This is a genomic window from Hymenobacter tenuis (genome assembly GCF_054780495.1).
Map to the genome: position 1 here is coordinate 44,169 of NZ_BAAGWF010000009.1, position 13,360 is coordinate 57,528.

A 13,360-nucleotide genomic window follows, 5' to 3' on the forward strand; every position below is an offset into this window, starting at 1 on the left:
TCCAACCCGGTCCTGACGGTCCCGCTCCTTGCTTCCTCTGAAGCCGGGGCGGGACCGTTCACTTTTGGGTCTATTCGGGGCTAGTCTCGTGTATCAAATTCGAAAATCAGGTATCAAAATTTAAGATAAAAGACTGGGGAATATACATAAATGCAATGTAAAATACTTATTATCAATAAGTTATAAGTAAAGTGAGAAATGAGCTATTTGTGAAAGTCTTTGAGTGAATACAGCAAGCCGGTAGGAAAGTAGTGGCGGATATTTGGAACAGTTAGCCGGCTCAAGCGGGCTAGTAAAAAAAGTAGCTCGGTGCTGCCGCAACTTTCCAGCCTGGGCTTCCCTAGCCCTCCGTGTTGCTGAAACCTCCCACCATTCTTTTCAATTCCCTCATGAAAAACGCTGTACCCACGCTGCGCCAAGCCGTCGGGCTGACGCTGCTCTCTACCTTGCCTCTGGCGGCGGCGGTGCCCGCGCCAGCCGCTGCTTCCGAGCCCGTACGTACCTCACCGGCGGCTTCCGTCGACAAGACCATTTCGGGCCGGGTAGTTGATGAAAAAGGTGCCGGCATGCCCGGCGTGACGGTGGTGGTAAAAGGCACGGCGCTGGGCACCAGCACGGGCCCCGATGGGGAGTTTTCCATTGCCGTGCCCGACAACGCTACCTCCCTGCTGTTCTCCTTTATTGGCTACAAGTCGCAGGAGGTAAGTATAGGCGCTACTACTACCTTCAACATCTCCTTGGCCCCGGATGCGGCCGCCCTGGATGAAGTAGTGGTAACGGGCTACCAGACCCAGCGCAAAGCTGACCTGACCGGAGCCGTAGCCGTGGTGAAAACCGACGAAATCAAGGACATGGCCTCCAACGATGTCACGCGCAACCTGCAGGGACGGGTGGCGGGCGTGAACATCACCACCGATGGGGCCCCCGGCAGCTCGGCCACCGTCCGCATTCGGGGCTTCGGCACCCTGGGCAACAACGACCCGCTCTACGTAATTGATGGCATCCCCACCAAGGAAGGCATCAACCAGATCAACCAGAACGATATCGAGTCGATTCAGGTCCTGAAGGACGCCTCGGCCGCCAGCATCTACGGCTCCCGGGCCGGCAATGGCGTTATCATCATCACCACCAAAAAAGCCAAGAAGGGCGACACCCGGGTTGACTTCTCCACCTTCTTCAGCTTGCAGGAGCCCGGCCCCCACCTGAAAATGCTTAACACCCAGGACTACGGTCGGGTGTACTGGCGCGCCGCTACCAACGATGGCTCTACGCCCAACCTGCCCTACTACAGCTTCCAGTCGACTACCGGCCCGGACGGGCGCCCGGTGCTCAGCCAGGTGATTGTGCCGGAGTTTATTGACGCCGAGAAAACCCAGCGCTCGGCCGACACCGACTGGTTTAAAGAAACTCAACAGAACGCCCTGATTCAGAGCTACAACCTGAACGTGAGTAGCGGCAGCGAGCGAGGCGGTGCCTTGTTCTCCCTGAACTACTACGACAACAGCGGCACGCTCAAACACACCAGCTTCGACCGCATCACGGCCCGCCTGAACTCGGATTACAACTTTCTGGGAGGCAAGCTGAAAATTGGGGAAAACCTCACCATTGTCAAGTCGCAGCGGGCCGAGTTTGACTTAAACCTGGTGCGCGACCGCACCACCCAGCTGCCTTCCATTGTGCCCGTAAGAACTGTAGATGGCATTGGCTGGGGTGGCCCCGTAGCGGGCATGAGCGACCGGGATAATCCCCTGCGCCTGCTCACCGACAACAAGCAGAACCGCTCCAACACCGGCCGCGCCTTCGGCAACCTGTTTGCCGATGCCGAGGTGCTGCCCGGCCTGCACCTGCGCACCAGCTTCGGCATCGACTACAGCCTCTACAAGTTTCGCCAGATCTATAAAACCTACAAGGCCGGCTTCCTGTCGGAGGCCAACAACCGGGTAACCGACAACCAGCGGTTTTGGGGTAACTGGGTGTGGCAGAACACGCTCAACTACGACATGACCCTGGGCGGCAAGCACCAGCTGGGCTTTGTAGCAGGTACGGAGCGCATCAGCTACTACGATGAAGGCTCCTACGCCTCGCGTACCAACTTTGCCAGCGAAGACCCCAACTACACCTTCCTCGATGCGGGTGCCGCTAACAAGGACAACGGCGGCTCGGGCACAGCTTACCGCCTGGCTTCCTACTTCGGCAAGTTTAACTACTCGTTTGCCGACCGCTACCTGGCCTCGGTCACTCTTCGTCGCGACGGTTCCTCACGCTTTGGCGAAGACAACCGCTTTGGGGTGTTTCCGGCCCTTTCCGTGGGCTGGCGCCTAAGCGAGGAAACCTTCCTGAAGAACACCGTGCCGTTTATTTCCGACCTGAAGCTGCGCGCCGGCTGGGGCCAGACCGGCAACCAGGACATTGCCAACTTCGCTTCCCGCGGCCTCTACCAGTCGCTCTTGGGGGTCCTGGACCCCAACTTCGAGTATGACCGCGGCACGGCCTACGACATCTACGGCAACGATACCAACCTGCCCTCCGGCTACCGCCGGGTGCAGCGCGCCAACCCCAACCTGAAGTGGGAAACTACCACCCAAACCAACGTCGGGGTTGATTTCGGCTTCCTGGATAACCGCCTTTCGGGCTCCGTGGATTACTTCGTCAAGAAAAGCGAAGACATCCTGGTGAACCTGCCTTATTTGGCGGTGGTAGGCGAAGGCGGCGACCAGTTTGTGAACGGCGCTTCCATTGAAAACACCGGTTGGGAGTTTCTGCTCGGCTACCAAAACAAGCTCGATAACGGCCTGACTTACAACATCTCCGGTAACCTTTCCTCCTACCGCAACAAGCTCACCTACCTGCCCGATGAGGTAATCAATGCCTACGGCGGCAACGGCCAGGACGTGACGCGCCTGGGCCACTCCATCAATGCCGTGTACGGCTACGTGGCCGACGGGCTGTTTCAAAACGAAGGCGAGGTGACGGGCCACGCCACGCAGGTGGGGGCCGCCCCGGGCCGCATCCGCTACAAAGACCTGAACGATGACGGCAAAGTCGACAACTTCGACCAGACCTGGATTACGGAAGGCGTGCCGGACTTTAGTTACGGCCTGAACCTGGGCACGGGCTACAAGGGCTTCGATGTGCAGGTGTTCTTCCAGGGCGTGCAAGGCCTGGATGCCTACAACAACGCCAAATTCCGCACCGACTTCTCCTCCCTGGCCTCCGGCGAAAACTGGGGGCAGCGCCTGCTCGATGCCTGGACGCCGACCAACTCCGGCTCCACCATTCCGGCCGCGACCCTCATCAACACCAATAACGAAGGCCGAGCCTCTACCTACTTTATCGAAAATGCCTCTTACCTGAAGCTGCGCAATCTGCAGGTGGGATATTCGCTGCCCGAGGGCCTAGTAAGCAAGCTGCGTCTGCAGGGCGTGCGGGTGTATGTGCAGGGCCAGAACCTGTTCACCGTCAAGAGCAAGGAGTACACCGGGCCCGACCCCGAGGTGACCAACTACCAGTATCCGGTGCCCCGCATTTTCTCCACCGGCCTCAACGTTTCCTTCTAACCTCTCGCCCACGCAATTCCCATGAAACTAGTTAAAACCAGCGTGTTGGCCCTATCGCTACTCGCATTCGCATCCGGCTGCAACGACAACAAATTCCTCGATGTACAGCCCACCGGCGCCCTTTCCGACGACCAGCTGAATACGCCTGCCAACATCGAAAAGCAGGTGATTGCGGCTTACTCCCAGCTCGGCAATGATGTGTACCGCGCCCCCTACACCTCCATGTGGCCCTACGGCAACGTGCGGGGCGGCGACGCCTACAAGGGCGGCAACGGTACGGCCGATGTGGATGCTTTCCACTTCTATGAAACCTTCACCTTTAACCGGGTGGATGTGGGCAACACCGATGAGCTGTGGTTCCTGATATACATTGGGATTTCCCGCACCAACGATGCCCTGCGTCGCCTTCAAACGGTTGACGCGGCCGCTATGCCTAGTAAAACGGTGCGCGAGGGCGAGATGCGCTTTCTGCGCGGGCACTTCTACTTCTTGTTGAAAGAGCTGTTCAAGCAGGTGCCCTACATTGATGAGACCGTGCCCACCGACAAGTACGCCGAGGTGTCGAACGTGGCCCTGACCAGTGACGCACTCTGGAGCAAGATTGCCGACGACTTCCGCTTTGCCGCCGCCAACCTGCCCGACACGCAACCCGAAGTTGGGCGCGCTACCAAGTCGGCCGCTCAGGCCTACCTGGCCAAAACCCTGCTCTTCCAGGCCTACGTGCAAAGCGAAACCCACGCGGTAACCTCCATCGACCAGGCCAAGCTGCAGGAAGTAGTGACGCTGACGGACCAGGTAATCAGCTCCGGCAAATACGCCTTGCATCCGGATTACGCTACCAACTTCCTGACGGCCGGCGACAACGGGGTGGAGTCGGTGTTTGCCATCCAGTTTTCGCGCAACGATGGCACGCCCAAGGGCCGCACTGACCGCGGTAACCAGCTCAACTACCCCATGAACCCCGACTATGGCTGCTGCGGATTCCACCAGCCCAGCCAGAACCTGGTGAATTCCTACAAAACCGATGCGCAAGGGCTGCCCTTGTTCACTACCTTCAACAACTCCGACCTCAGCACCCCCGCTGATTTCCAGACTAACACCGTAGACCCGCGCCTCGACCACACCGTGGGCATCCCCTCGCACCCCTACAAGTACTCGCCCACGTTCGTGTTCGAGACCTCCTGGCTGCGCGATCAAAACACGTACGGGGTGTTTATGTCGATGAAGGAAAACGTGCTGCCCTCCGACCCGAGCTTCCAGAAGACGCCGCCTTTCATGAGCTCCTCGAAAAACTGGGCCATCATCCGCTATGCTGATGTGCTGCTGTGGAAAGCGGAGGCCCTCATCGAGCTGAACCGCGCCTCCGAGGCCCTACCCCTGATCAACCAGGTTCGGGAGCGGGCCCAGAACAGCACGGCCAAGCTCAAAAACGCGGCCGGTGGCAACATCTCCAACTACAAGATTGGCTTGTACAGCCCCGGGCAGTGGAGCCAGCAGTACGCCCGCGAAGCCTTGCGGTTTGAGCGCCGCCTGGAGTTTGCCATGGAGGGCTACCGCTTTTTTGACCTGGTGCGCTGGGGCATTGCCGCCCCCTACCTGAACACCTACTTCGACAAAGAGAAAACCAAGCGTCAGTACCTGCAAACGGCCCGCTTCACGGCCGGCCGCGACGAGTACTTGCCCATTCCGCTCAACCAGATCAACTTCAGCAAGGGCTTGTACAAGCAAAACCCTGGCTGGTAAGGCCCGCTCTGAAAGGGAGAGGTTTGAGGTTGGGGTGGGGCTAGTACTACCCGCCCGCAAACCTCTTCCACTGGCACAAGGTGGTCCGAGCGCCGCCAGAACCATCATGCTGGGTTAGGTTGGGTTGTGGGAATGGCGTGAGCTAGCACGGTGCCTGCCGGCTGTGCTGCTGCCTGGTGCGTACCACGGCAGTGCCTGCGGCGCGCGGTGCCCTAACCAGCTCAGTATGATGTGTTTTTTGCGTATCATTTATAGTTAAAGTTTACCCTCTTCCAGAGGGCGTTCTCCCCCGCGGAGGCGCGCTCTACATTCTTCTCCGCCGTGAAAAACAGCAACGTCTTTTTCTGGTCCCTCGTCGTGGCGTTGGGGGGCTTTTTGTTCGGCTTTGATACCGCCGTGATATCCGGGGCCGAAAAGGCCATTCAGCAGCTCTGGGGGCTGAGCTCCGTGGAGCACGGCTTCACCATTGCGGTGGCCTTGATTGGCACTGTGTTCGGAGCCATTTTCGGCGGCATTCCGTCGGATAAGCTGGGGCGCCGGCAAACCCTGATTGGCATTGCGGTGCTTTACCTGGTATCGGCGCTGGGCGCGGCCCTGACCAACAGCTGGGTGGCGTTTATGGTGTTCCGGTTTCTGGGCGGACTGGGGGTAGGCGCGTCTTCGGTAACGGCGCCGCTCTACATTTCGGAGGTAGCGCCCGCCGCCAAGCGGGGCCAGATGGTGGCCATGTTTCAGTTCAACATCGTGTTCGGGATTCTGGCCGCCTACCTCTCCAACTACCTGCTAACCGGTAGCGGCGAGCAGGACTGGCGCTGGATGCTGGGCGTGCAGGCCGTGCCCGCCCTGGCGTTTTTCCTGCTCTTGTTCCGGGTGCCCGAAAGCCCGCGCTGGCTGCTGGGCAAAGGCCGCGTAGAGGAGGGCCGCGCCATCATGCACCGCATTGACCCCGCCATAGCCGACCAGGAAGTAGCCAACATTCTGACGGCTAATGCGGCCGACGAAGCGGGCGGCGGCGAGTCGTTGTTTGCGCGCCAGTACCGCGGGCCGGTGATGCTGGCCATTCTGTTTGCCGTGTTCAACCAGGTGTCGGGCATTAACGCCATTATTTACTACGCCCCGCGCATTTTCGAAATGACGGGTTTGGGCAAGGGCTCGGCGCTGCTGTCCTCGGCTGGCATTGGGTTGGTAAACTTCCTGTTCACGCTGCTGGCCATGAACTTTATTGACCGCTTTGGCCGGCGCAAGCTCATGCTCATCGGCTCGTTTGGGTTGATTGCGACCCTCGGGCTGGTGGCGCGCGCCTTCTACACCCAGCAGTTTGGCGGCATGATGGTGCCCGTGCTGCTGTTCGTGTACATTGCCTTCTTTGCTTTCTCGCAGGGCGCCGTTATCTGGGTATTCATTTCTGAAATCTTCCCCAACACGGTGCGGGCCAAAGGGCAGGCACTCGGCTCGTCCACGCACTGGATTATGGCCGCCATCATTGCCTTCACCTTCCCGTATTTCGCTGAGAAGCTGGGCGGGGGCCACACCTTCCTGTTTTTCTCCGTCATGATGGTGCTCCAACTCCTGTTCGTGTGGCGCATGATGCCCGAAACCAAAGGCACTTCCCTGGAGCAGCTGGAAAAAACGCTCGTCATTCACTAACCCCGAGCTGGCTTTGAAAATCACTAGGGTCCGGGGGGTGGTAAACCCTCCCCTACTCTACCACTTGCTTAGCGCATTATCACCATGACTCAGATTCGTAAAGATCCTCCTAGTACCCCCGCCATTGTCTGCTTCGGAGAAGTGCTCTGGGATGTGCTGCCTACGGGCAAGCAGCCCGGGGGGGCACCCTTTAACGTAGCGGTGCACCTGCACCAGCTGGGCCTTACTGCCGACCTGATCAGCCGGGTGGGCGACGACGACCTGGGCACCGAGCTGCTGGACTTTATTGAATCGAAGGGCTTACGCACCGACTTTGTGCAGCGCGGCAAAACCCACCTTACCGGCGTGGTAAAAGCCAACGTGGATGATGCCAATGAGGTAGTCTACAAGATAGTGCAGCCCGTGGCCTGGGACTATGTGCAGTACGATGCGGCGCTGGAAACGCTGGTGGAGCAGGCCGATATGTTTGTGTTCGGTAGCCTCTCGGCCCGGCAAGCGGCCACCCGCGAAACCCTGTACCGCCTGCTGGCCCATGCCCGCTTCAAGGTGTTCGATGTGAACATGCGCCCGCCCCACTACACCAAGGAGGTAGTTAAATACCTGCTCGAAAAAGCCAACCTGGTGAAAATGAACCACCACGAGCTGGGCGAAATTATGGCGTGGTTTAGCCAGGAAACCGACGAGGCAACAGCCGTGCAGTGGCTGGCCAACCGATTCGATCTGGAGGCCGTGTGCGTTACCAAAGGCGCCGAGGGCGCTATCCTGTGGGCCAACGGGCAGCTGTATCGGGCCGCAGGTGTGCCGGTGGCGGTGAAGGATACCATTGGCAGCGGCGACGCTTTTCTGGCCGCGCTGCTGAAAGGCTGGCTGCAAGGCCAGGAACCCGGCGAGGCCCTGCGCTTTGCTTGCGCCACCGGCGCGCTGGTAGCCACGCATTTGGGCGCTACGCCTACCATTTCGGAAACCGATGTAGCAGAGCTGCTGGAAGCCCGGACGGTGTAGCCCTACCCCTTCGCGTCTTCTAAACCGTGCTAAGCAGCAGGTTTTTAGGTAGTGCTTATCCTCTCTCCTCTCCCACCTCCCACTTTCCATTTTTATGAAAAAGGCATTTGTATTGGCCGTGTCCTTGCTGGCGCTATCGGGCGTTAGTCAGGCCCAGACCCAACCGGCGGCGGTAATTCCTCCCGCTACTCCTCAATACCGTCCGGCTTACCATTTCAGCCCCGCCCGGATGTGGATGAACGACCCCAACGGCATGGTGTACTACAAGGGCACCTACCACCTGTTTTTCCAGCACTACCCCGAGGGGATGCAGTGGGGCCCTATGCACTGGGGCCACGCCACCAGCCCGGATATGGTAACCTGGAAAGAGGAGCCCATTGCCCTGTTTCCCGACAAGCTGGGCATGATCTTCTCGGGGAGCGCCGTAGTGGATGAAAACAATACCACCGGCTTCGGCAAAAACGGGAAGGTACCGCTGGTGGCCATCTTCACCCACCACAACCCCGAGGAAGAAAAGAAGGGCACCAACAAGCACCAATACCAAAGCCTGGCCTACAGCCTCGACGAGGGTAAAACCTGGACTAAGTATGAAGGCAACCCAGTGCTGAATAACCCCGGCATTCAGGACTTCCGCGACCCCAAGGTAAGCTGGCACGCTCCCAGCAAAAAGTGGGTGATGACCCTGGCGACTAAAGACCGCATCACGTTTTTTTCTTCACCCAACCTCAAGGAGTGGACCAAGCTAAGCGAGTTTGGCGAGAAGCTAGGTGCCCACGGCGGTGTGTGGGAGTGCCCCGATCTGTTTCCGATGACGCTGAATGGCAAAACCCACTGGGTGCTGCTGGTCAGCATCAACCCCGGCGGGCCTAATAAGGGCTCGGCCACCCAGTACTTTGTGGGTCAGTTTGATGGCAAAACCTTCACGCCGAGCAGCACCCAAACCAAATGGATTGACTATGGCCCCGATAACTATGCCGGCGTAACCTGGGGCAACACGGGGGCCCGGAAGCTGTTTCTGGGCTGGATGAGCAACTGGGAGTATGCCAATCAGGTGCCTACCTCGCCCTGGCGCAACGCCATGACGGTGCCCCGGGAGTTGAGCTTAAAGCAAGTGGGCTCCGATATATATCTGGCCTCAGAACCGGTAAAGGAGGTTAGCAAGCTGTTGCAGCCTAGTAGCGTAACGCTTCAAAAGCTGTCGGTGAAAAAGGAGCTGGATCTCACCAGCCGCCTAACGAATTTCGGAGACAAGTTTCAGCTCAAGCTCAGCACGGCCCAGCTGCAGGATTTTGCCCTAGTACTTTCCAATAGCCGCGGTGAGGAGCTACAGATCGGGTACGACAAGAAGGCCAATGAGTACTTCGTGAACCGAAGCAAAGCAGGCAATATGAGCTTCAGCGACAAGTTTGCGGGCAGGCACACTGCGCCGCGCCTGGCCACCTCCCCCGCCGCCAACCTGACCCTACTCTTCGATGCTACTTCCGTTGAGCTGTTTGCCGACAACGGCCTGACCACGATGACGGAGCTATTTTTCCCCTCGGAGCCATTCACGAAAGTGAGGTTTACCTCCGAGCCAGGGCTAGTAATCAGCGAGCTGCGCTACTCCGCACTTGCCGTCAAGATGTAGCGCAGCTACCAGCTACCGTCCTGCTTCTAGCTGGAATTCAATACGAAAAGGCCATACTGCATGCAGTGTGGCCTTTTTTGCGTGCTGCTAACCTGGCATCTTACTAGACCTGCTGTGAGAGTAAACCGGTAACCAGCTGGACATTTCTTGGCCCCGATACCCATGATTGCTTTGGTAATGTAAGGGCTATATAGAACGAGCTGAAAAAATAAATGATGTATGTCGTAAACTTGCGTCATAATATGTCGTATATTTGCGTCATACAATATTACTAGCCATGACGTACGCTAAAACCGCCGCTTTCACCCCGGAGCAACAGCAGCTGGCCCGCGTGGCCAAAGCGCTGGCCCACCCGGCCCGGGTGGCCATTATCCAGTTTCTGGCCTCCAAGCAAACCTGCATCAGCGGCGACATTGCGGCCGAGCTACCGCTTTCGCGCACCACTGTTTCTCAGCACCTGCAGGAGCTCAAGGCCCTCGACCTGATTCGGGGCGAGATTGACGGGCTCACCGTCTGCTACTGCCTGAATACGGAGCTGTTGCAGCAGGTGCACCAGCAGTTTACCGCCTTTTTCCTGGAGGCCACCACCAGCCCTGCCTGCGGACCTACTGATACTTGCGCCTGTTAATTCTTCCCGTTCACTTTACTCTTTCCTACTATGAAAATCTCTGAAATGAAGCAGTCCCTGTTGGGGCTCGACGCCGTTAGCTTCCGCTTGCCTTCCGGCGAGTACCTGCCCGCGCACTTCCACGTGACGGAAGTGGGCCTGGTGAGCAAGCATTTCATTGACTGCGGGGGCGTGGAGCGCCGCGAAACCGTAGCCAACTTCCAGCTGTGGGAAGCCGGCGACTATGACCACCGCCTGGCGCCCCAGAAGTTCCTGCACATCCTGAACCTGTCGGAAAAGATTCTGGGCTCCGAAGACCTGGACATTGAGGTAGAGTACCAGCAGGCCACCATTGGCAAGTTCGGCCTCGCCTTCGATGGCAAAGATTTCGTGCTGACCCCAAAACAGACGGCCTGCCTGGCCCAGGATGCCTGCGGCATTCCGGCGGCCCAGCAGATTGCCTTGCCCCAGTTGCAGGTTGCTGGTTCCTGCTGCACTCCCGGCGGCGGATGCTGCTAAGCTTTTTCGCGGCGCTGCCTCTGCGGGTAGGGCCGTTGGGCTTATTCTAACTTTCCCTTGCCCAGGCTGATTTCTGCTTTCTCATGACGATTGCCTTTTTCTCCGACGTGCACGGCAACCTGCCGGCCCTGGAAGCCGTGCTGGCCGATATAGAACAGCGCCGGCCCGACATGATTTTCTGCCTCGGCGACCTGGTCGGCTACGCTCCCTGGCCCAATGAAGTAGTAAACGAGGTGCGCCGCCGCGGCATTCCTACCCTGGCCGGCAACTACGACCAAGGCATTGGCCTGGCCAGCAACAACTGCGGCTGCGCCTACAAAACCGACACCGAAAAAGACCTGGGCGCCCAAAGTATTGCGTTTACCAACCACGTAATTGGTTTGGAAGAGCGCCGCTACCTGCCCAAACAGATGCGCCTTGATTTTCAGGTGGAGCCCTGCACGCTGAGCTTGCTGATGGTGCATGGCTCCCCCCGAAAAATCAACGAATACCTGTTCGAGGACCGGCCGGAGGAAAGCTTTCGGCGGGTGCTCGCCGATGCCCACGCCGATATCCTCCTGTTTGGGCACACGCATAAGCCCTATCATCGCACGTTTGCTTATGAGCACGAGGGCGAAACGCGCTACCGGCATGCCCTCAACATTGGTTCGGTGGGCAAGCCCAAGGACGGCGACCCGCGGGCGGCCTACCAGCTGCTGCACCTGCACGAGAACACCACGCTCACTGACCCCAGCAGTGTGCGCTCCGAGTTGATTCGGGTGGCCTATGACGTAGAGAAAGCGGCCCAGGCCGTGGAAGCGTCGCCGTTGCCCAATGAATTTGCCGCTATGCTGCGGGGGGCTTATTAGTCCGGTCTTTCTTTTTTCTTTATCTGAGCACGTTTCGTTATGACCATTCAACCGTTTACTGCGGCCCATTGGCCCGAAGCAAAAGCTATTTATGAAGCGGGGCTGGCCACCGGCAATGCCACCTTCCAAACCAGCGCGCCCACCTGGGAAGAATGGGACCAGAGCCACTTGGCGCACAGCCGCTTAGTCGCCCTCGAGGATAACGAAGGATGCGTGTTGGGTTGGGCGGCCCTCTCGCCCGTATCGGGGCGCTGCGTGTACGGGGGCGTAGGCGAGGTAAGCGTATATATAGCGCCGGAAGCCCGTGGTGAAGGCGTGGGGCAGCAGCTTCTGGCGGCCCTGGTTGCTGCTTCTGAGGCCCACGGCATGTGGACGCTGCAAGCCGGAATTTTCCCTGAAAACACTGCTTCCGTTAAACTACACGAAAGGGCCGGTTTCCGCCTGGTGGGTCGGCGAGAGAGAATTGGTCAGCTCCACGGTGTCTGGCGCGACACGGTGCTGCTAGAGCGTCGTAGCGCGGTGGTAGGGGCCGCCCCTCCCCTACTCACGGCTACTGGCAACTCTACTACCGCTGCTGCCCATGCCCGTGCGTAATCAGGCGGCTCCGACGGCAGCAGTAGCTCAGAAAAAGCTTTCCGGACTGGATCGGGGCCTGACTCTGTGGATATTCCTGGCTATGGCCTTGGGGGTAGCCCTGGGCTACTACGTGCCCGGAGTCGAGCAGGCTATTACGTATTTTTCAGTGGGCACCGTGAATGTGCCGCTAGCCATCGGCCTGATTCTGATGATGTACCCGCCGCTGGCCAAGGTGAAATACGAGCAGCTGCCCCGCGTATTCCAGAACACCCGCATCATCGGCCTCTCGCTTTTCCTGAACTGGGTGCTGGGGCCACTGTTGATGTTTTTACTGGCTATCTGGCTGCTTCCTGATAAGCCGGAATACATGATGGGGCTGATCCTGATTGGTATTGCCCGCTGCATTGCCATGGTGCTGGTCTGGAATGATCTGGCCGATGGCAGCCGGGAATACGCCGCTGGTTTGGTGGCGCTCAACTCTATTTTTCAGGTGCTGTTTTATTCCGTTCTGGCCTGGCTGTTCATCACGGTGTTGCCGCCTTATTTTGGCCTGAAGGGATATGCAGTGAACGTCGGTATCCAGGAAATTGCGCAAAGCGTACTGGTGTATCTGGGCATTCCGTTTGCCGCTGGCTACCTCTCCCGCTACCTGCTTCGCAAGGCCAAAGGCAACGAATGGTATGAGCACGTGTTTCTTCCGGCCATCAGCCCTATTACGCTGGTAGCGTTGCTCTTGACCATTGTGTTGATGTTTAGCCTGAAAGGTCAGCTTATCGTTCAGATTCCGCTGGATGTGTTGCGCATTGCCTTGCCTCTGGCGTTGTATTTCGGCCTTATGTTCGTGCTCAGCTTTGCGGCCGGCAAGTACCTAGGCGCCGATTACCCTGAAAATGCCTCCATTGCCTTTACGGCTACCGGCAACAATTTTGAGTTGGCTATTGCGGTAGCCATCGGCGTATTCGGGTTGAATTCCGGTCAAGCCTTTGCCGGCGTTATTGGCCCCCTGATTGAAGTTCCGGCCCTGATTGCGTTGGTAAATGTGGCTTTCTGGTTCCGGCGGCGCTGGTACAAAGGATAGTTTGCGCGCTATTTAGTATTACCTAGTAACACGTATAACATCGTGTTACTAGGTAATATTTTTTTTGACAATGTCTGAAGTGCAATAACATCAGTAACACTAGTAACAGTTGGTTGCTGATAGCACTTACACCAGTACATCCTAATGAGTGGAGCC

General features: G+C 58.2%; 10 protein-coding genes. All 10 read left to right on the top strand.

Annotated elements, in window-relative coordinates; translation table 11 throughout:
• Positions 1-389 precede the first annotated feature (389 nt).
• The 10 genes from ACYVGU_RS20980 (at position 390) to arsB (ending at position 13,204) form a co-directional block, all read left to right on the top strand.
• Complete coding sequence (locus tag ACYVGU_RS20980) at positions 390-3,557, top strand: SusC/RagA family TonB-linked outer membrane protein (RefSeq protein WP_460623679.1); 3,168 nt, start codon at positions 390-392, stop codon at positions 3,555-3,557.
• Between the two features lie 21 nt (positions 3,558-3,578).
• Complete coding sequence (locus ACYVGU_RS20985) at positions 3,579-5,300, top strand: RagB/SusD family nutrient uptake outer membrane protein (RefSeq protein WP_460623680.1); 1,722 nt, start codon at positions 3,579-3,581, stop codon at positions 5,298-5,300.
• Between the two features lie 321 nt (positions 5,301-5,621).
• A complete protein-coding gene (locus ACYVGU_RS20990) occupies positions 5,622-6,947 on the top strand; it encodes a sugar porter family MFS transporter (RefSeq protein ID WP_460623682.1) in 1,326 nt (441 codons plus the stop codon).
• Positions 6,948-7,031: 84 nt separating this feature from the next.
• Entirely contained in the window at positions 7,032-7,949 is a 918-nt protein-coding gene (locus ACYVGU_RS20995; protein WP_460623683.1) for a carbohydrate kinase family protein, read from the top strand.
• A 94-nt stretch (positions 7,950-8,043) separates the two neighbouring features.
• Positions 8,044-9,576 carry a glycoside hydrolase family 32 protein gene (locus ACYVGU_RS21000; protein ID WP_460623685.1) on the top strand — a complete coding sequence of 511 codons (1,533 nt, stop codon included), beginning with the start codon at positions 8,044-8,046 and terminating at the stop codon, positions 9,574-9,576.
• A gap of 277 nt (positions 9,577-9,853) precedes the next feature.
• Positions 9,854-10,204, top strand: a complete 351-nt coding sequence (locus tag ACYVGU_RS21005; RefSeq protein ID WP_460623686.1) for an ArsR/SmtB family transcription factor — start codon at positions 9,854-9,856, stop codon at positions 10,202-10,204.
• A gap of 30 nt (positions 10,205-10,234) precedes the next feature.
• Positions 10,235-10,702 (top strand): DUF6428 family protein, encoded by a 468-nt coding sequence (locus ACYVGU_RS21010; protein ID WP_460623687.1) that lies wholly within the window; start codon positions 10,235-10,237, stop codon positions 10,700-10,702.
• Positions 10,703-10,785: 83 nt separating this feature from the next.
• A complete protein-coding gene (locus ACYVGU_RS21015) occupies positions 10,786-11,550 on the top strand; it encodes a metallophosphoesterase family protein (protein WP_460623688.1) in 765 nt (254 codons plus the stop codon).
• 39 nt (positions 11,551-11,589) lie between these two features.
• Positions 11,590-12,144, top strand: a complete 555-nt coding sequence (locus ACYVGU_RS21020; RefSeq protein ID WP_460623689.1) for a GNAT family N-acetyltransferase — start codon at positions 11,590-11,592, stop codon at positions 12,142-12,144.
• Entirely contained in the window at positions 12,131-13,204 is a 1,074-nt protein-coding gene (gene arsB, locus ACYVGU_RS21025) for an arsenic resistance protein (protein ID WP_460623690.1), read from the top strand. The genes ACYVGU_RS21020 and arsB overlap by 14 nt, the downstream gene beginning before the upstream one ends.
• The last annotated feature ends 156 nt before the right edge of the window (positions 13,205-13,360 follow it).

Coding starts and splice junctions, on each gene's coding strand:
- ACYVGU_RS20980 (WP_460623679.1), top strand. CDS start 390: ATGAAAAACGCTGTACCCACGCTGCGCCAAGCCGTCGGGCTGACGCTG.
- ACYVGU_RS21010 (WP_460623687.1), top strand. CDS start 10,235: ATGAAAATCTCTGAAATGAAGCAGTCCCTGTTGGGGCTCGACGCCGTT.
- ACYVGU_RS21000 (WP_460623685.1), top strand. CDS start 8,044: ATGAAAAAGGCATTTGTATTGGCCGTGTCCTTGCTGGCGCTATCGGGC.
- arsB (WP_460623690.1), top strand. CDS start 12,131: ATGCCCGTGCGTAATCAGGCGGCTCCGACGGCAGCAGTAGCTCAGAAA.
- ACYVGU_RS21005 (WP_460623686.1), top strand. CDS start 9,854: ATGACGTACGCTAAAACCGCCGCTTTCACCCCGGAGCAACAGCAGCTG.
- ACYVGU_RS20985 (WP_460623680.1), top strand. CDS start 3,579: ATGAAACTAGTTAAAACCAGCGTGTTGGCCCTATCGCTACTCGCATTC.
- ACYVGU_RS20995 (WP_460623683.1), top strand. CDS start 7,032: ATGACTCAGATTCGTAAAGATCCTCCTAGTACCCCCGCCATTGTCTGC.
- ACYVGU_RS21015 (WP_460623688.1), top strand. CDS start 10,786: ATGACGATTGCCTTTTTCTCCGACGTGCACGGCAACCTGCCGGCCCTG.
- ACYVGU_RS21020 (WP_460623689.1), top strand. CDS start 11,590: ATGACCATTCAACCGTTTACTGCGGCCCATTGGCCCGAAGCAAAAGCT.